Origin of the sequence: Anaerofustis butyriciformans, assembly GCF_036289385.1 — a bacterium.
Taxonomy (GTDB): domain Bacteria; phylum Bacillota; class Clostridia; order Eubacteriales; family Anaerofustaceae; genus Anaerofustis; species Anaerofustis butyriciformans.
The window spans coordinates 81,740-100,653 of record NZ_JAYFFH010000006.1 but is presented as its reverse complement, the minus strand read 5'-3'; the positions used below and the strand labels follow the sequence as shown (position 1 = coordinate 100,653).

Annotated in this window: 23 protein-coding genes; 12 read left to right on the top strand and 11 right to left on the bottom strand. The window is 27.2% G+C overall.

What is annotated here, in order from left to right:
- Positions 1-3: 3 nt before the first annotated feature.
- The 3 genes from V2W16_RS08680 to V2W16_RS08670 all read left to right on the top strand — a co-directional run bounded on the left by V2W16_RS08680 (position 4) and on the right by V2W16_RS08670 (position 3,177).
- On the top strand, positions 4-939 hold the full coding sequence (locus V2W16_RS08680; protein WP_329384477.1) for an RloB family protein: 936 nt from the start codon (positions 4-6) through the stop codon (positions 937-939).
- An 810-nt stretch (positions 940-1,749) separates the two neighbouring features.
- Complete coding sequence (locus V2W16_RS08675; RefSeq protein WP_329384474.1) at positions 1,750-2,493, top strand: SDR family NAD(P)-dependent oxidoreductase; 744 nt, start codon at positions 1,750-1,752, stop codon at positions 2,491-2,493.
- A 42-nt stretch (positions 2,494-2,535) separates the two neighbouring features.
- Positions 2,536-3,177: a flavin reductase gene (locus tag V2W16_RS08670; RefSeq protein ID WP_329384471.1), complete on the top strand. Its 642-nt coding sequence runs from the start codon at positions 2,536-2,538 to the stop codon at positions 3,175-3,177.
- 27 nt (positions 3,178-3,204) lie between these two features.
- Here V2W16_RS08670 and V2W16_RS08665 read toward each other — a convergent pair whose 3' ends face one another.
- On the bottom strand, positions 3,205-3,789 hold the full coding sequence (locus V2W16_RS08665; RefSeq protein ID WP_329384468.1) for a hypothetical protein: 585 nt from the start codon (positions 3,787-3,789) through the stop codon (positions 3,205-3,207).
- A 136-nt stretch (positions 3,790-3,925) separates the two neighbouring features.
- Between V2W16_RS08665 and V2W16_RS08660 the strand changes: the two genes are divergently transcribed.
- Positions 3,926-4,972 carry a glucosaminidase domain-containing protein gene (locus tag V2W16_RS08660; protein ID WP_329384465.1) on the top strand — a complete coding sequence of 349 codons (1,047 nt, stop codon included), beginning with the start codon at positions 3,926-3,928 and terminating at the stop codon, positions 4,970-4,972.
- Between the two features lie 27 nt (positions 4,973-4,999).
- Here the strand turns inward: V2W16_RS08660 and prfA are convergent, their stop codons facing one another.
- Complete coding sequence (gene prfA / locus V2W16_RS08655; protein ID WP_329384462.1) at positions 5,000-6,067, bottom strand: peptide chain release factor 1; 1,068 nt, start codon at positions 6,065-6,067, stop codon at positions 5,000-5,002.
- A 220-nt stretch (positions 6,068-6,287) separates the two neighbouring features.
- Between prfA and V2W16_RS08650 the strand changes: the two genes are divergently transcribed.
- The 7 genes from V2W16_RS08650 (at position 6,288) to V2W16_RS08620 (ending at position 11,621) form a co-directional block, all read left to right on the top strand.
- A complete protein-coding gene (locus V2W16_RS08650) occupies positions 6,288-7,037 on the top strand; it encodes a M23 family metallopeptidase (RefSeq protein WP_329384459.1) in 750 nt (249 codons plus the stop codon).
- Between the two features lie 60 nt (positions 7,038-7,097).
- Positions 7,098-7,550, top strand: a complete 453-nt coding sequence (locus V2W16_RS08645; protein WP_329384455.1) for a COG2426 family protein — start codon at positions 7,098-7,100, stop codon at positions 7,548-7,550.
- Positions 7,551-7,813: 263 nt separating this feature from the next.
- Positions 7,814-8,212, top strand: a complete 399-nt coding sequence (locus V2W16_RS08640) for a Fur family transcriptional regulator (protein WP_329384452.1) — start codon at positions 7,814-7,816, stop codon at positions 8,210-8,212.
- A 73-nt stretch (positions 8,213-8,285) separates the two neighbouring features.
- The gene (locus tag V2W16_RS08635; protein ID WP_329384449.1) at positions 8,286-8,828 is read left to right on the top strand and encodes an NADH peroxidase; all 543 of its coding nucleotides are present in this window, start codon (positions 8,286-8,288) and stop codon (positions 8,826-8,828) included.
- Between the two features lie 138 nt (positions 8,829-8,966).
- A complete protein-coding gene (locus V2W16_RS08630; RefSeq protein ID WP_329384446.1) occupies positions 8,967-9,794 on the top strand; it encodes an ABC transporter permease in 828 nt (275 codons plus the stop codon).
- A 9-nt stretch (positions 9,795-9,803) separates the two neighbouring features.
- Positions 9,804-11,186 carry an ABC transporter ATP-binding protein gene (locus V2W16_RS08625; RefSeq protein WP_329384441.1) on the top strand — a complete coding sequence of 461 codons (1,383 nt, stop codon included), beginning with the start codon at positions 9,804-9,806 and terminating at the stop codon, positions 11,184-11,186.
- Between the two features lie 96 nt (positions 11,187-11,282).
- Positions 11,283-11,621 (top strand): histidine triad nucleotide-binding protein, encoded by a 339-nt coding sequence (locus tag V2W16_RS08620; RefSeq protein WP_329384438.1) that lies wholly within the window; start codon positions 11,283-11,285, stop codon positions 11,619-11,621.
- Between the two features lie 22 nt (positions 11,622-11,643).
- Here the strand turns inward: V2W16_RS08620 and V2W16_RS08615 are convergent, their stop codons facing one another.
- From V2W16_RS08615 to V2W16_RS08590, 6 genes are all read right to left on the bottom strand, one after another.
- Positions 11,644-11,979 carry a DUF134 domain-containing protein gene (locus V2W16_RS08615; protein WP_329384436.1) on the bottom strand — a complete coding sequence of 112 codons (336 nt, stop codon included), beginning with the start codon at positions 11,977-11,979 and terminating at the stop codon, positions 11,644-11,646.
- A gap of 109 nt (positions 11,980-12,088) precedes the next feature.
- Complete coding sequence (locus tag V2W16_RS08610) at positions 12,089-12,295, bottom strand: DUF378 domain-containing protein (RefSeq protein WP_329384434.1); 207 nt, start codon at positions 12,293-12,295, stop codon at positions 12,089-12,091.
- Positions 12,296-12,383: 88 nt separating this feature from the next.
- The gene (gene epsC, locus V2W16_RS08605) at positions 12,384-13,304 is read right to left on the bottom strand and encodes a serine O-acetyltransferase EpsC (protein WP_329384431.1); all 921 of its coding nucleotides are present in this window, start codon (positions 13,302-13,304) and stop codon (positions 12,384-12,386) included.
- A 14-nt stretch (positions 13,305-13,318) separates the two neighbouring features.
- Complete coding sequence (locus tag V2W16_RS08600) at positions 13,319-14,734, bottom strand: sensor histidine kinase (RefSeq protein ID WP_329384428.1); 1,416 nt, start codon at positions 14,732-14,734, stop codon at positions 13,319-13,321.
- Positions 14,724-15,422, bottom strand: a complete 699-nt coding sequence (locus V2W16_RS08595; RefSeq protein ID WP_329384425.1) for a response regulator transcription factor — start codon at positions 15,420-15,422, stop codon at positions 14,724-14,726. Before V2W16_RS08595 ends, V2W16_RS08600 begins: the two co-directional genes overlap by 11 nt.
- Before the next feature lie 13 nt (positions 15,423-15,435).
- A complete protein-coding gene (locus tag V2W16_RS08590) occupies positions 15,436-15,930 on the bottom strand; it encodes a UBA domain-containing protein (protein ID WP_329384422.1) in 495 nt (164 codons plus the stop codon).
- Positions 15,931-16,112: 182 nt separating this feature from the next.
- Between V2W16_RS08590 and V2W16_RS08585 the strand changes: the two genes are divergently transcribed.
- Entirely contained in the window at positions 16,113-16,895 is a 783-nt protein-coding gene (locus V2W16_RS08585) for an MBL fold metallo-hydrolase (protein ID WP_329384419.1), read from the top strand.
- Between the two features lie 27 nt (positions 16,896-16,922).
- On the opposite strand, the gene lepB is transcribed toward V2W16_RS08585, so the two are convergent.
- The 3 genes from lepB to V2W16_RS08570 all read right to left on the bottom strand — a co-directional run bounded on the left by lepB (position 16,923) and on the right by V2W16_RS08570 (position 18,874).
- Entirely contained in the window at positions 16,923-17,441 is a 519-nt protein-coding gene (gene lepB, locus V2W16_RS08580; RefSeq protein WP_138269211.1) for a signal peptidase I, read from the bottom strand.
- 69 nt (positions 17,442-17,510) lie between these two features.
- Positions 17,511-18,182 carry a uracil-DNA glycosylase gene (locus V2W16_RS08575; RefSeq protein WP_329384415.1) on the bottom strand — a complete coding sequence of 224 codons (672 nt, stop codon included), beginning with the start codon at positions 18,180-18,182 and terminating at the stop codon, positions 17,511-17,513.
- Between the two features lie 2 nt (positions 18,183-18,184).
- Entirely contained in the window at positions 18,185-18,874 is a 690-nt protein-coding gene (locus tag V2W16_RS08570) for a tRNA threonylcarbamoyladenosine dehydratase (RefSeq protein WP_329384412.1), read from the bottom strand.
- Positions 18,875-18,914: the final 40 nt, after the last annotated feature.

Here is an 18,914-nt window from a genome sequence, read left to right as displayed (position 1 = left end):
AAATTGAGAATAAAAAGTAATTTTGGAGAGAAAAAGGCTCTATCACAAACAAGGGAAACAGAGAAATTTTATTTTTTAGTATTTGAAGGAGAAGAAACTGAAGTCCAATATTTTGAAGGATTAAAAGATAATCGTGAAGAGCTTAATCTAAATTCATCTATAAAAATTGTTCATTTATTAAGAAGTTTTAAAAATAAATCAGTATCAAATCCTGAAAAAATATTAATGGATATTTCAAAAAAAGTAGAACAAAATAATAATGATACAATATCTTCTTCTGATTTAGCTGAACAAATAATTAATTTTTTAGGAGAAAAAAAATTTATTAATACTACTAATGAAGCGGTATTAGAGGCTAAAGAAAAAGATATTGCTACTATTATTGAAAATCATTTTTCAACAGAACTAAAAAAAAATAATTTGGATAATATTATAAAAAGTATTGGAAATGAATTATTAAATATGCTTGAAATAGAAACTTCTATTAATGAAATATGTAATTATATTGAATCGCAAAATCTTACTTACGATGAAAATGTAGATAAAATATGTTTCATTTTTGATAGAGATCCCCAAAGCTTTAAAGGGAAGCAATATGATAATGTACTTGATATTTGTAATAGAAAAAAATTTAAACTTTTTATTACAAATCCATGCTTTGAATTTTGGTTACTATTACATTATACTGATTGTGAAGAATATAATGTATGTGATTTACTTCAAAATAATAGAGTTTCTAGAAGAAAACATTTTTTAGAAAAAGAATTGTCAATCATATCTCCTAATGGATATAAAAAAAATAATATTCATTTTGATAACTTTAAAGATAAAATTGATATTGCAATAGAGAATGAAAAAAAATATTGTGAAAACTTAAATTTTTTAAAGGATAAATTAGGAAGTAATATAGGAAAGCTTATATCTGAATTAAAAAATTAATTATAATGAGAATATTAAAATTAAGTTTGTTTTTAGCACACGTTTAAGACCACTTTATATATGTTCTTTGAAAGATTATATTTTTTCTTATTTGGAAATGCTATCCCACAAAGTTCTTTATTTATGCGTATTTTGGTTATTTTTATTTTTTATTAAAATTATTATGTTGGTGCCTTCTCCGCCATTTGCTTTTAATCTGAAAACACTTTGTTATAAAGAGTTTTCAGTTTTTTTTGTTTACATAAATTTTTAAAATATCTAAAATATCTATTCAAATATTTAAAAGTGTGGTTAAATGTCTGGTTAAAAGTGCGGTCAAAAGTGCGGTATTTTAATTAAACTTATTTTCTAATATTTCAGTAAATTTGTTATTTATAATTTGATTTGTTTTTTCCATTTCTACGTCTAATGTATGGCTAAAAGTTTTAACTGTGTTCATTGTCTTACTATGTCTTACAATATCTTTAAGAGTTTTTAAAGGTAAATCGATGTCAGTTAAACTTATAAATGTATGTCTTAGTTTTATGGATAATATGTTTTAAAAGTTTATTTTATTTAAGTAATATCTCAGCTTAATAATAGGGTATTATTAAATAAGTGTTTGTTTTGTGTGTATTTAGCTGTTTATAAAAAAATGTTTATTTTTTATTTAATTAAAAAATGTAAACATAATTAGAATATATATAATTTAAATTAGAATTATTCTAATTTGCTTGACTTTTTGTCTTAAAGGGAGTATACTTATGTAAACCATTAAATTAAATGCAAATATACATTAATATAAAGTTGTTATTATGGAGGTGAATAGATATGTTAAAAAATAAAGTTGCAGTAGTTACAGGGGGAACAAGAGGAATAGGTTTTGCTACTGTAAAAACATTTTTGAAAAATGGAGCTAAAGTTGTGTTATTTGGTTCAAGAGAAGAAACGGTTAATAAAGCATTAGCAAAACTAAATGAGGAAAATAAAAGTTATGATGTTATTGGAATGTATCCAAATTTAACAAGTGAAAAAGAAATTAGAGAAGCTTTTTTAGAAATCAAGAGTAAATTTGGCAAAATTGATATTTTAGTAAATAATGCAGGAATGTCTGCAAGAAATAGTATTTATGACTACAGTTTGGAAGATTTTGAGAAAATTATTAATTTGAATCTTACAGCAGCATTTAATGCATCTAAAGAAGTTGCTAAAATCATGAAAGAACAAGGAGGTGGCGTTATATTAAATACAAGTTCTATGGTAAGTATATATGGTCAACCATCTGGTGTTGGTTATCCTGCATCAAAATCTGCTATTAATGGACTTACAAAATCTTTGGCTAGAGAGCTTGGTAAAGATAATATCAGAGTAAATGCAGTTGCTCCAGGTATTATCAATACTGATATGGTAGCAGCATTACCAGAAGAACTTATAAAACCTTTGATTGCAACTATTCCTTTAAGAAGGGTTGGCGAGGCTGAAGATATCGCAAATGCATTCCTATTTTTAGCAAGTGATATGGCCAGCTATATAAATGGAGCTGTTCTATCAGTTGACGGTGCTGCAATGACTTAAAAAATGTATATAAAATATAATAAAGGAAATAAGGTGAAAAAAATGAACGTAAATATTTTTAGAAAAATGTCTTATGGAGTATATATTGCTTCAACAATGGATGGTGAAAGACCAACTGGATGTACTGTAAACAGTATTATGCAAATTACTTCTGAGCCTGCAACAATAGCTTTGAGCGTAAATCATAATAACTATACGAATGGTTGTATAGAAAAAACAGGAAAATTTGCATTTTCAATTTTAAGTGAAGATTCAAATCCTGATTTGATTGGAAATTTTGGATTTAAAAGTGGTAAAGACAATGATAAGTTTGAAAATGTTGATTATGAAATGGTTGAAGGTGTTCCTGTTGTAAAAGATAGTGCCGGTTATGTTGTATGTGAAGTAATTGATAAAATGGAAACAAGCACTCATACTGTATTTTTAGGAAAAGTTATCGCAGGTGAGGTTTATGATGAAGCTAAGAGACAAATGACATATGCATATTATCATGAAGTTATAAGAGGTAAAACAGCAAAAAATGCACCTACTTATATACCTGAAAAAGAAGAAGAAAAAAAATATGATGGTGTAAAATACGTATGTACTATTTGTGGATATGTTTATGAAGGAGATCCTCTTCCAGAAGATTATAAATGTCCTATTTGCGGAGCAGGACCGGATAAATTTAAAAAAGTAGAATAATAAAAAAGACACTTTAAAAAGTGTCTTTTATTTTTTTATGCTGCTTATTAAGCCTCCTGTCAATGCATCCATTAATGTATCGTCAATCGTTAGATCATAACTGTAATTTTCATTTTTTGTAAGTTTTATTTCCACAGTTTGTGTAGTTGTTTTGGTTGATTTTGCTGCATCTTCTATTTCATTTGCTAGAATTTTTAGGCATTGATTGTTTAAATTTGATTTTTTTGTTTTTGATGAAGAATATAAATTGTCTACAATATAATCATAAGATTCTTTTTCATAATTTTTTAGTACATTTTTAAAATTTACATTTGTTATTTCTACTTTAATAATTGCATTTTCTGTTTTTTCATCTATTGTACTGGAAATAATTTTATAACTAAAATTTTTGAAAAGATTCGTATATATTTTATTTAATGTTTCTTCATCTCCCGAAGAGTTTACGAGCATATTTATATATTCATTATCTGCATATCCCATCAAAATATCTTTATTCCCTGATTTTATTGCAGATAAAAATTCTTCTGTTTTTTCTTCCGGTTTTACAAAAGTACATCCGAAAAGACTTAAAATAATTGATAATGTTAATAAAAGAGATACTACTTTTTTCATGTTTTTACCTCACTTTAATAGTTATATTGTATATATAAAATTTGTATCTTTCAATAAAATAATTAAATTTTTGACATTTATTTATAAAAGAAGTAAAATATCTTCAAATAGTTCTAATTATATAAAGGAAATATAAATGAAAAATAAAAAAGTTAAAGTGAAAAAAACGATGAGGCTGAATAAGAGAGAAAAAGAATTTTTAATGCGTCATCGTATAATAAAATATACTTTAAAAGATGAAAAAAAAGAAGTTAAAGATGAAGTTAATGAAATTACAAATAAAAATATAGCTTCTTTTGATAGTGAAGACATATCTTTTGAAAGTGCACTTTTAGACCTTGAAAATGCCGAAAAGCTAATAGAAGAAACTATCGAAGAATTTTCTCATGAAAATGAGGATAAAAAGGAAGTAGAAAATAATAATGATGTAATAATAAGTGATGTAAAAAAGATAAAAGAAGAACTGGAACATGTTGAAAAAGAATTAAAGACAGCAATTCCAAAGGAAAAACAAAAAAAGAAAATTTTAAAAATTACAGCTATAGTATTATGTGGTTGTATTTTAACGACTGGTATAGGTGTATATAAATATAATGATATAAAATATAATGCAATTGAACTTGAAAAACAAAAAGCTGTTAATGTTGCTGCTAATGCCAAAGAAGCAAATATTGCAGATAGTTTACGTGAATATACAGTAAGTAAAGTGAAAAAAGAAGAAAAACTGAAAAGTTATTCTTTAAGTGAAATTTACAATATGGATGTAAGTAAACCAAGCGGTGTAACCGCTAAAGAATTAAGTTATATTACAAAACAAAATCTTGTGGGACTTGAAGAAGCTTTTGTAAAGGCCGAAGAAGATTATGGTGTTAACTGTTTATTTCTTGTAGCCATTGCTTCAATGGAAAGTGCAAATGGAACAATATGCTTTAAACCCAATAATATGTTTGGTTATGGCTCAAGTGGATATTCATCAAAAGAAGAGTGTATTGATGATGTTGCAAATGGGCTTGCGAATAACTATTTAAAAGAAGGTGCATCTTTATATAACGGTAAAACCATAAGTGATGTAAATAAACGATATGCTTCAAGTTCAACATGGGATGATAAGGTCGCAAGAAATATGTATAACTATTATAGTATTATAAGTGAAAAAAGAAATTCAGCATTAAATAAGCTATAAAAAAGAGGACTGTTACCAGTCCTCTTTTTATTCTTCTATTCCCATTTGTTCTGATTGATCTTTAACAATTAAGTTGTCGATGAATTCATCTATATCTCCATCAAGTACATCATTTAATTTATATAATGTTAATCCTATTCTATGATCTGTAACTCTACCTTGAGGGAAATTGTATGTTCTGATTCTTTCAGATCTGTCTCCGCTTCCTATTTGGCTTTTTCTGTCACTTGCAATTGCTTCTTGTTGCTTTCTTTGTTCAATTTCAAATAATCTTGCTTTTAATATTTTTAAAGCCTTATCTTTGTTTTTAAGTTGTGATTTTTCATCTTGACATGCAACAACGATACCTGATGGAATATGTGTAATTCTAACTGCAGAGTCAGTAGTATTTACACTTTGTCCGCCGTTACCGCTTGAACGGTAAACGTCAATTCTTAAATCATTTTGATCAATGTTTACTTCAACGTCTTCTGCTTCAGGTAAAACTGCAACTGTTATTGCTGAAGTGTGAATTCTTCCGCTTGATTCAGTATCAGGTATTCTTTGAACTCTATGTGTTCCGCTTTCATATTTAAGTCTTGAGTAAGCACCTTTACCTTGAATTGAAAATACTGCTTCTTTATATCCACCAATACCAATTTCGTTAGTTGATAGCATTTCAACTTTCCAATTCTTTCTTTCTGCATATCTTGTATACATTCTAAGAAGATCACCTGCAAATAGCGCAGCTTCATCTCCTCCAACCCCTGCTCTAATTTCAACTATAACGTTCTTTTCATCATTAGGGTCTTTGGGAATTAATAATATTTTTATTTCTTTTTCAAGTTCGTCTTTTTGATTGTTTAAATCTGAAATATCTTCCAAAATCATTTCTTTGAAATCATCATCATCGCTTTCGTTAAGCATTTCTTTATTTTCGCTTAATTGCTCCATAACACTTGCATATTTTTTATATGCATTAACGATTGGTTCCAAATGAGAGTGTTCTTTTAATAGTTGTGTATATAACTCATGGTTATTCATTATTTCAGGATTAATGATATCTTTATTAACTTCATTAAATCTGTTTTCTATAGATTTTAATTTTTCTAACATATATACCCCTCCATATTCTCTTATGGAATTATACACCAAAAAACCTTATTTTAAAAGTACTTTTTCTTATTTGAGGTATTTGAATTATAAAAGATATTGTTGAATAAAATTATATTAATATATTTTTATAAATGAATGTATAAATAATGTTTAAAGGGTTCTTCTTTGGTAATAATAAAAAATATATAAAAAAAGAAATTTATTTAGGAGGCCCTGTAAGGTGAAAAAAAGAATAAAGAAAAGAATCAAGATGGGGAAAAAAGAAAAACTACTTTCAAAGATATGTGTTGCTTTTTCTGTTTTGCTTATTGTTGGCGTTATGTTTGGGGGAATTATTAATAGGAGTAATTTGAATGTTGCAGATATAAACGATGATAGAGTTGAAGAAAAATCTGTTATGAATGAAAAATTAAATAAAGAAAATAACGAAAATAGTGAAAATAAAGAAGTGTTAAATGATGAAGAAGAATCAGAGAAAAAAGAAGAAACACAAAAAGGTGATAAAATAGAAAAAGAAGAAACAAAAGATGTAATAAATACAAATGATATAGATTTATCAAATATTTCTCGTCCCGTAAAAAGTGCAGAGATAATAATGGATTATAGCTATAATACAACTCCGGTATATTCAAAAACTTTGCAGGAGTATATATCTGATCATAAGGGGATTGACTTAAAGTCATATAAAAATGAAAATGTAAAAAGCATTTTAGATGGGAAGGTAAATAGAGTATATTATGACGAAAAATTTGGATATACTGTTGAAATAGATCATGGAAATGGTTTGTGTAGTATTTATGCAAATTTAAATAAGAAGTTGAATGTAGAAAAAGGTGATAATGTGAAAAAAGATGAAGTAATAGGAAGTGTTGGTAAAAGCGCTCCATTTGAAATATCAGATGATTATCATTTGCATTTTGAAGTAAAACGTAACTTAGATATTATTAATCCTACAACATTATTTAATTGACATTATTATTTATATAATATATTATTATTATTATATAAATTTTAATTAGGTGGGAATATTTTGAGAAGTTTTTTTTATACATTATTTATATCTATGATACCAATTATTGAGCTTAGAGGAGGGTTGCCAATAGGGGTTGCATCAGGACTTTCTTTACCTGAAGCATATGTTGCAGCCGTTATAGGTAATCTTATACCGGTTCCTTTCATTATATTATTTATAAGAAGAATTTTTGCTTTTATAAGAGAATATATGCCTAAGCTAAATGATATGGTTGATAAGCTTGAAAATAAAGCACATTTAAAAGGTGAAAAGGTAAGAAAATATCAAAAATTAGGACTTTTTATTTTTGTTGCGATTCCTCTTCCTGGAACAGGAGCATGGACAGGAGCATTAGTTGCCGCATTTTTAGATATAAGATTAAAAGATGCCATTTTACCTATTTTTGCAGGAGTATTAACTGCGGGACTTATTATAATGATGCTTACTTATGGTGTTACAACAATAGTATAAATAAATTATCTTATATAAGTACTTATAAAACAGATGTTTAAATATTGTTAAATATCTGTTTTTTGCATACTTTATAAGTTTTAATTAAATGATTTTGTATAATATAAATAATAAAAGATTTATTATGTAAAAAGAATTTTAATAATTAATATATTTATAAAAAATTTTATAAAAAATAAAAAAAGTATTGACAAATTAAGTTTTATATATATAATTAAATTATAATCATTCTAATTTAAAAGAAAGGAGAGAATATTAAGAGAATGGATTTAAAAGAAATCATAAGAAGTCATGGTTTAAAGGCAACTCCAAATAGAATTGCAGTTTTAGAATATCTTATGTCAAGTAAAGAACATCCTAGTGCTGACATGGTAAAAGATTATTTAAATTCTATGGGGAACAAATTCTCTCTTGCAACAGTATACAATATTTTAGATGCATTTGTTGAAAATGGTGTTATAATAAAAGTTAGAGATGATGAAAATAATATGATGCGTTTCGATGCAAATACAAAGTTTCATATTCATGTTTATAATACAAAAACAAATGAAATTATTGATTACTTTGATGAAGAGCATTGTAGCGATATAGAAAGAAATTTGAAAGAAATAAAAAAGAACAATGGATTTGATGATAATCAAAAGCTTGTTGTTGAGATGTAATAGCTTATAATAGTTAAAATAACTATTTAAATAAAAATAAAATAAAATATATATAAAAAGGAGATAATTAATTATGAAAAAATGGGTATGTACAGTATGTGGTTATGTTCATGAAGGAGAAAATCCACCAGCAGAATGTCCTCAATGCCACGTTCCAGCTGAAAAATTCAATGAAATGAGCGGAGAAAGAGAATGGGCTGCTGAACACGTTGTTGGTGTTGCTAAAGGTGTAAGCGAAGATATTATTGCTGATTTAAGAGCAAACTTTGAAGGAGAATGTTCAGAAGTAGGTATGTATCTTGCAATGGCAAGAGTTGCTCACAGAGAAGGATATCCTGAAATTGGTCTTTACTGGGAAAAAGCAGCTTACGAAGAAGCTGAACATGCTGCAAAATTTGCAGAATTATTAGGTGAAGTTGTAACAGACAGCACAAAGAAAAATCTTGAAATGAGAGTTGAAGCTGAAAATGGTGCAACAGCTGGTAAATTTGACCTTGCTAAGAGAGCTAAAGAAGCAAATCTTGATGCAATTCATGATACAGTTCATGAAATGGCTAGAGATGAAGCTAGACATGGTAAAGCTTTCGAAGGATTACTTCAAAGATATTTTGGTTAATAAATATGTAAAAAAAGCCTTTTTATAAGGCTTTTTTTTATGCATAAAATTACGGTTATTTGACTTTTTTTTGTAGTTATAGTATTATATTTAGATAAATTATGGTAAAAAATATTTATCGTGAGGAATTAAAAAATAATGATTAAAGAAGCATTTAATAGTTTTATTGATATTTGTAAATCTAATATTAAGAATAGAAAAAAATCCTTGGCAATGGCTAAAATGACTCTTAAGAAAAGATATTCCGGTTCTGCTCTTGGTGTTGGATGGTCACTTGTTAAACCAACATTATTTATTTTTGTATATTGGTTTGGTATTCAAATTGGAATAAGAGGAGGAAAGCCTATGGATGGTAATATTCCTTTTATTTTTTGGTTAATGTCTGGTATTATTGCTTGGTTTTTTATTAACGATATTATGCATATAGGAATTTCTTCTATTAGAAGAGATAGTTATTTGGTTACAAAAGTTGTTTTTCCTGTAGAAACAATACCTATATTTAATGTAATGTCGTTATTTTTTACACATTTAATATTATTGGTTCTTGTATTTATAGTACTTTTTATTTGTGGATATTATCCTAATATATATTATTTTCAAATTATATATTATACAGGATTTTTATTTTTCTTTGGTTGTGTACTTTGTACTTTTTTATCAACATTATCAGTTATAAGTAGAGATTTTGAACAACTTGTAAAATCAACTACAATGATATTTTTCTGGTTGTCTCCTGTTGTTTGGGCTCCATCTAAATTGGCAGAAGGGTCTTTGTTATTTAAAATTTTGAAACTTAATCCTTTCTATTATTTTATACAAGGATATAGAGATACATTTTTAAATAAAATATGGTTTTTTGAAAGGCCTGCATATACTATATATATGATAGTATTTACTTTATTATTTACATTGTTAACTGCATATCTTTATAAAAAACTCCATAATGAGTTTTCGGATGTATTATAGGAGGGTATTATGGCAAAAAAATTTACAAGAAATTCAGTTGATGTCAATATAGAAATTACAGATGAAATGAAAGCAACAATGCTTGAAGATTGGCCTGATAATATCCCTGACGAGGATGTTGCTGTTAGTGTTAATAATGTTACAAAGATGTATAAAATATATAAAAAAGCTTGGCATAGAGTTGTTAATGCTTTTTCAAGCAAAGTTAAGTATGGAGAATTTTATGCTTTAAAAGATATTAATGTTAAGTTTCCTAAAGGTGAAACTATTGGGATTCTTGGAGTTAATGGTTCTGGTAAATCAACTTTATTAAAAATGATTACAGGGGTATCAACTCCAACTGAAGGTTCTATTGAAGTTAAAGGGAGAATTTCTGCTTTATTAGAACTTACTTCTGGTTTTGACAAAGAACTTACAGGATACGAAAATATTTTTTTGAAGGCTACAACTATTGGTATACCTGCAGAAGAAATGGAAAAACGAGTTCCTGCTATTATTGACTTTGCAGATATTGGAGATCATTTATATCAACCTGTAAGAACTTATTCTTCAGGGATGAAATCAAGGCTTGGGTTTGCAATAAGTGTAAATGTTGAGCCTGATATATTAATTGTTGATGAAGTTCTTGCTGTAGGAGATGAAACATTTAAGTTAAAATGCTTATCAAAGATTGAAGAGTTTAGAAAAGCTGGTAAAACAATTCTTTTTGTAAGTCATAGTTTATTTACTATTCGAGGATTTTGTACAAAAGCTATGTGGATAAAAGATGGTGAACTTATGGCTAAAGGTGATACTGATATGGTTACTAAGCTTTATGAGGATTATTTAAAAGAGGTAAGAACTATAAAAAGAATACAAGAACGTGAAAGTCAAGAAAAAGAAGATGCAATTTTTGAAAAAAAAGATATATTACAGTTAATTAAAACTAGATTTCTTGATATAAATTCTGAATTAAAAAATAAAATAAAATTTAACTATGGGGCATCTTTTATCATTGAAGTAGAATATGAGGTGAAAAAGCCTATTGAAAATAATTTAATAGCTTGTTTTTCTATTAGAGATATTGAAGATAGAGTTGTTTTTGCAACCAGCAAACAAAATGAAAATAATATTGTAGATTCTTCAATTGGTAGGCATGTATATAGATTTATATTACCAAACTTAAGACTTTTGCCTGGTAACTATAAAGTTGCAGGTGAATTTTGGAATAATGAATCTGGTCTTCATTTTAAATTTGCATCAATAAGAAGATTAATTATAACTAGTAGTGAATATTGTGGGGATGGTGTGTATTCTATTCCTTATAAAACAATGAAAGATGACTATTTGCTTGAAGAAAGAAATGAGAATGGAACTTTGAATGAGGAATTTATTTCTGAGATGTTTAAATAAAATTTTAATGTATGTATAAACCATGTGTCATTATTTTGATATGTGTTATTTTACATATAAATATAATATATAGTTGATAAAACAGGAGGTAATAAAATGAGTGATTGTCTTTTTTGTAAAATAATAGCAGGTGAAATTCCTTCAACTAAAGTTTATGAAGATGAACTTGTATATGTATTTAAAGATATTGAACCTATTGCGCCTTTTCATGCCTTAGTAGTTCCTAAAAAACATTATTCATCTATTTTAGATGTTGATGAGGATGATAAGATAATTAATCATATTTTTGCAGTATGTAAAAAAATTGCGAAAGATCAAGGCTTTGATGAAAAAGGATTTAGAATTATAAATAACTGTGGTGAAGATGGAGGACAAAGTGTTCATCACTTACATTTCCATTTATTAGCAGGAAAAAAATTATCTTGGGAAGCTTAAAAAGAGCATTTTATATGCTCTTTTATTTTTTATGGCAGTTACAATTTGTACAGTTGCATTCTTTGCTGTTACAATCACATATTTTATAATTACCGCCATCAATAATTAGTTTTCCACCTTTTGTTAAAAAGTTGGCAATTTTTTTTCTGGCATTTGTATATAATATTTGAATAGTTGCTCTTGAAACATTCATCCATTTTGCACATTGTTCTTGTGAAAAATTTTCGTTATCCATGAGCCTTATTACTTCATACTCTTCTACTGTTAGAGTTGTTGTTTCGTCATTATTGTTTTTTGATATAAAAGTATTTGATATAGGCATTTTGCAAACATGTTTACATTTTGTAGGTCTTGGCATTTTTTCACGTCCTTAATTTATTTATATATAATATTAAATAGGATTTATTTTTTTGTCAATATTTATGTAAAATAAAAGCTGACGTTATGTCAGCTTTAGATATAAATAATTAGTCCATGTTATTATCTACTTTATTAAAGAAACTTAGAGAATATAATCCGCTTATTCCAACTAAAGCAAAGATTATTCTGCTTACTATTGATGATTGACCACCAAATAATGCTCCAACCAAATCAAATTGGAAAAAGCCGATAAGTCCCCAGTTTATAGCACCAATGATAACTAATAATAAAAATAGCTTATTCATTACTTTCACTCCTTTTTAGAAATTTTCTATTTTATTTTTTCCAAAAAAGATAATTTTATGATTTTTTAAGAAAAAAGACTTGTATTATATACAAGTCTTATTTTGCAACTTCTATTAAATTATCTGGTGTATTATTATATACTCTTGAATTTTTAGGAACACTTGTTGTTAACCAAACATTACCTCCGATTATAGAGCCTTCGCCAACTGTTGTACTTCCTCCAAGGATAGTTGCTCCGGCATATATAATAACATTATCTTCAATATTTGGATGACGTTTAACTCCTTTTACAGGATTTCCATTTTCGTCAAGTTCAAAGCTTTTCGCTCCAAGGGTAACTCCTTGATAAAGTTTTACATTATTTCCTATAACACAAGTTTCACCTATAACAACTCCTGTTGCATGGTCTATAAAGAAATATTTTCCTATTTTTGCACCGGGATGAATATCAATTCCTGTTTTTGTATGTGCATATTCTGTCATTATTCTTGGAATTAAAGGAACTTTTAAATTAAAAAGTTCATGTGCTAGTCTTTGTATTGTAATTGCTTCAAGGTAAGGATAGCTTAAAAGGATTTCTTCTATACTCATTGCAGCGGGATCTCCGTTGTAGGCTGCTACTATATCAGTTGATAAATACTCTCTTACTCGTGGAATGCTTTCCATGAATTTGATAGTTGCTTCATCAGCTTTTTCTTTACATTTTGTGCAATTTTTATTTTTATTATCAAGATCACACATATTTATGTATACTTCTCTTATTATGCTGTTAAGCTCCATTGCTGCAGTATTTAATCTTTTTCTAACATATATGTTTATAAATTCATTATTATCCAAATCTTTTTCATATATGGTAGGGAAGAGTCCTGCTTCTAGATTCTTTATGATTTCGTTAACTTTTAATTTCATGCCAAAGCCGCTGATGCCTTCATCTGTAAGTTCTTTTTGATTAATTTCAACAACTTGGCTTGATATTTCCTTGCTTCTTGTTTCAAGCCATTGTTTCATGTTTATCATATTATGTCTCCTTTTTATTCTTCTAATAAAGGTAATGTTATTATAAATTCACTACCGACATTTTCTTTAGTCCTAACTCGTATCTTACCTTTATGATCTAGAATAATGGATTTTGCAATACTAAGTCCAAGTCCCATTCCGCCTGTTTCTTTATTTCTGGATTTATCAGTTCTATAAAATCTGTCAAAAATATTTTTTAAATCTTCTTCTTTTATGCCCATTCCATTATCCTTAATAGATAGTATAGCATTATTATCTTTACTTTGTAAATTGATTTTTAATGTAACATTATTATTTGAATATTTTATTGCATTATCTATTATTATTCTTATCACTTCAATTATTCTAAATTCATCAGCATTAATATATATATTTCCTTCAATATTATTTATGAATGTAATATCAGGATGTGTTACAGTAAAATCTTTTATAATTAAGTTGACACAATCTGTTAAATTGATTTTATCAAAATTATAATTTATTTTCTTTTTATCATATTTTGCCAAAAACAATAATCTGTTAACAAGATTTTTCATATTTTCTGCTTCAAAAATAATAGAATCAACGCTTTCGTCTAATATTTCTTCGTCTTTTTTGCCCCAGCGTTTTAACATGTTACCATATCCTGAAATAACGGAAATAGGAGTTCTTAGTTCATGAGAAACATCCGAAACAAATCTTTCTTGCTTTTCATATGCTTCTTGGAAAGAATCAATCATTTCGTTTGTTGTTTTTGCGAGTTCTTTAAGTTCATATTCTGCTCCTGATACATCAAGTCTTAAATCTAGATTTTCTGCGGTTATTTTTCTTGTTGTTCTATTCATTTGGTTTATTGGAGCCAGCGTTTTTCCAAGTTTCATTCTTCCAAGTATTAATATAATTAAAGCTCCAAAACAAAGTACTATGGTAACAGGAGGGATAATAGTCGTGAATCTTTCTATAAATGGAGCTGCAGAATAAAAAATAAGAAGTTTGTATATTCCATTATCTGTTTTAATATCTCTTGAACTAACTAAATACCCTTTATTTAATAATGATATCCTTGGCCATACTTCAAATAAATAATTATTTTTTAAATCTTTAATATATGTTTCTATATCATCATTTTTTTCTAATAAATAATAGTCTCCATTTGTATTAATGATAGAAAGTATTGATTGGTCGTATTTTTTTTCTATTTTTTCAATATTGGCTACAATGTAATTTTTGTCTTCAAATCTTCCGTTCTTTAGAATTGTTGTAATAGTATTATTAATTTTGCTGCTTTCCGTATATGCTTCTTTATATGTTGCTTGCAAAAGGCTGATAGACAGCACAATAACAGCTACTAAGGCAATTACCAAGTATAAGTATGTATACCATAGAGCTGTTTTTTGTTTAATACTTTGACTGTTTTTTCTTCTTGTTTTTTCTTTTTTACTATTCTTCATCGTCATCTTTAAATTGGTAGCCTATTCCTCTTACTGTTCTAATATAGTGAGTATTGTATTTTTGGTCAATTTTGCTTCTTAAATATCTAATATAAACATCTGTAACATTTGTTTCTGATTCATAATCATAGCCCCAAACATTACTAACGATTTGTTCTCTTGTTAGCACTATATTTTTATTTATCATAAGATATTCTAAAAGTTCAAATTCTTTTTTTGTAAGGGATATTTCTTCATTGTCAAAGTGTGCTGAATAAGTGTTCTTGTTTAAAACAATTTTACCGGCTTTAATGATTGCTTCTTTTTCCTTTTTTTCATTTTCTCTTTTTGATCTTGATAAAATTTTTCTTATTCTTGCAAGAAGTTCTTCTATTGCAAAAGGTTTAGTCATATAATCGTCTGCACCTATATCAAGCCCCATTACCTTGTCAGAAACATCTGATTTTGCCGTAAGCATTATTATAGGAGTTTGAATGTTATTAGATCTAAGTCTTCTGCAAATTTCTATTCCACTTAAATTAGGAAGCATTAAATCAAGTATGATTAGGTCGAATTTATCGTCCATAGCTTTAATAAGCCCGTCTCTTCCTTCTGTGGCTATTGTTAAACTATATCCTTCATGTGTTAGTTCTAATTGTAAGAAACGTGCAATTTTTAATTCGTCTTCTATAAGTAATATTTCGTTCATTTTTCCCTCCTGATTACATTATGTCAATAATATTAAATCCTTCTTCATCTTTTGAAATTTTTGTATGATTAACGTATGTATTTACGTTTTTTATATTTTTATTTACTTTCTTTTTTGTTTTATTTCGTCTGTAAGGTATTACAACATCTTCAATATTGACAACATCCATTGTAATTGATGAATTTGTTATCATTATAAATACCAAGAAAAGCCCTATAAAAATTGATGGTATGGGAACAATAATACAAATTAAGATAGGTAGTAATAATGGGATATCCATAATATTTTCATTCATATAGTTTATTTTGAATCTATAACTTTTTTCTCCAAAACTTATTGATACAATATGCTTATATAATCTTATTATATATCTTTCATCATAATTCATAATATATTCTAGAGCTTTTTCATAATTATTTCTTGAACGTATTAGAGCTTTTTCACAAAAACCATAATCTCTTCCTGTGGCATCTCGTAGCATTTCAATTTTATTTTCATCTAACTTCATATTGTTCCTCTTTAAATTAAAAATATATTTTAATTATAATATATATTCATATTTTATTAAATAATAATACAAATATATTAGATTAAAATTTGTTTATTATTAAAAACAAATTATATTAACTTGAGAATGAACAAAAAACAATGTATAATACAATTATTGAATAAATAATTAGGAGTGTATTAATGGCATTTAATAAGAAAAATGTAACCATAGAATATATAGCTAACGCGGGAGTATTGTTTGAAAATAAAGGTAAAAAGATTTTAATGGATGGAGTTCATATTAAACCTGTACCACCTTATTTTAGCGTTAAAAAAGAAACAATGCAAAAAATTATAGATGGAGTTGCTCCATATGATAAAATAGATATTTTAGTTTTTACTCATCATCATATTGAACATTTTGATGCTTCTTGTGTATGTGAGATTTTAAAAAATAACAGATTAACACAACTTATTTGTACTTGTACTGTTATGGAAAGATTAAAGGAAAGTGCAAATTTTGATCCTATTATTGTTTCTCAAGTGCACGAATTTGAAATTCCTTTTTTCAAATCAATTTTAGCAAGTATCAAGAATGTATCATTTGAAGTTATTTCTTTACCTCATGACGGTAAAAATTATGAAGATGTAGAAAACTTTGCTTATTATTTTGAATTTGGTGGAAAGACTTTTATGCATCTTGGGGATAGTGCACCTGTTGTTGAGAATTTTAAAGAAGCAGGGATTTTTGAAAAAGAGGTTGATGTTTTAATTGCGCCTTTCCCTTATATTGCTTTAAAATCAGGAAGAGAAATAATAAACAGACTTAATCCAAGAAGGGTAATAATTGTTCATTTGCCAGATAAAAATCTTGATAAAGGTAATTGGTTATATAATACATTTAGAGTATTTAAAAAATATGAAAGAGAACTTCCACCAACAGATTTCTTTACAAATCCTGGGGAAGATATGACAATAAAATAAAAAAGAGCTTAATAAAAGCTCTTTTTTTTATTCAACCTTTCCAAAGTCCGAGAAAGGTAAAATTCTAAATACTATTTTCGATTTAAAATTTTCTCTTGGAATAAAACCTATTTCTGCAGACCTGCTGTCCTTTGAGTTTGGTCTATTATCTCCAAGGACAAAATATTTTCCTTCAGGTACTGTTGTTAGAGGATAATCGTCATAAACCAAATCTTCTGAAATGTAAGGTTCATATATTTGTTCTCCGTTAACATAAACTTTAGAATTTTTAATTTCAACAGTATCTCCCGGAAGTCCTATAACTCTTTTTACATAATCATTGTTTTCATCAATTTTTACTACTGCTATATCTTGGAACTGAGGATCAGAAATAATATAAGAAATCTTGCTTGCAATAACTTTATCCGAATCGTTTAACGTTGGATACATGCTTGTTTGTTTAACCATTACAGGTTCAAATATAAATGTTCTTATTACAAGTGCAAGAATAATTGCAATTAATATTGTTAATCCCCAACTGAAAATTTCTTTTATACCTTTTACCATTTTTATCTCCCTAAAAATTAGTCTTAGTATAATATACTTCTAATAAATTAATTTGTAAAGGCTTTTTTGTTATTCTAATGAAAAATCTATAGGTGTTTGACCATGTTCCATAAGAAATTTATTTGCTTTTGAAAAAGGATGGCTTCCGAAAAATCCTCTTGAAGCAGATAAAGGACTTGGATGAGGGCTTGTTAGTATTAAATGATTAGGATTTGTTATAAGTTTCTTTTTGGAAATTGCAAAATTGCCCCAAAGAATAAATACAAGAGGTTTTTCTCTTTCGTTTAGTAAAGATATTATTTTATCTGTAAATTCTTCCCAGCCTAGATTTCTGTGGCTTGCTGCATGATTTGCTCGTACTGTTAATACTGAATTTAAAAGAAGAACACCTTGTTTTGCCCATGGTTCTAGGCATCCTGTTGTTGGGCGTTTTATCCCAAGATCATCTTCAAGTTCTTTAAATATGTTAAGTAGGGAAGGGGGAGGGGCTACACCTTTTCTTACGGAAAAAGATAGTCCATGTGCTTGTCCTACTCCATGGTATGGATCTTGTCCTATAATACATATTTTTGTATCTTCATATGATGTATAGTGAAGAGCATTGAATATGTCAAACATATCAGGATAAATTTTATAATGTTTGTACTCATAAACAAGTTTTTTTCTTATTTCTTTATAATAGTCTTTTTGAAATTCGTCTTTTAATAAATCCTGCCAGTCATTTTTAAATTCAATTGCCATTTTTATTCCTCCGCATTATTATCATTAATAAAATCATTTATAACTTTATAAGCCATTGTTATACCGCAAACACTTGGTGCAAACATCATACTTGATGGCGTTTGATATTTTTTATTAACTTCATTTTTTGAATAGCATACTGTAAGTTTTTTTATATTTCTTTTCCTTAGTTCTTTTCTTATTATTTTAGCCATTGGGCAATACTCAGTTTTAAAAATATCTGTAATTACAATATTTTCAGGGGAAAGTCTGTTTCCCATTCCCATTGAAGAGATAATTTTAATATTATTTTTATAACAATATTCTATTAAATCAATCTTACTTGTCATTGAATCAATTGCATCAATAACATAATCAAATTCATTGTTTACAATTTGAGGAATATTTTCTTTATTAATAAAAGTCTTTAATTTAATTACGTTTGCATTGGGGTTTATATCCATTATACGCTGTTTTAGTACATCAACTTTATATTTACCTATTGTAGATTCTAAAGCTATAATTTGCCTGTTTAAATTCGTTATATCTACTTCATCGTTATCAACTATTGTTATATTATATATACCACTTCTTATTAAGGCTTCTGCGCAGTAACCTCCAACGCCTCCGCATCCAATTAAAAGAACGTTTTTGCTCTTTAACATTTCGACGTTTTCTTTTCCTATAAGAAGTTCGTTTTTATAAAATCGCATTTTCTTCTCCTTATAAAAATAACCACGGGAATACCGTGGC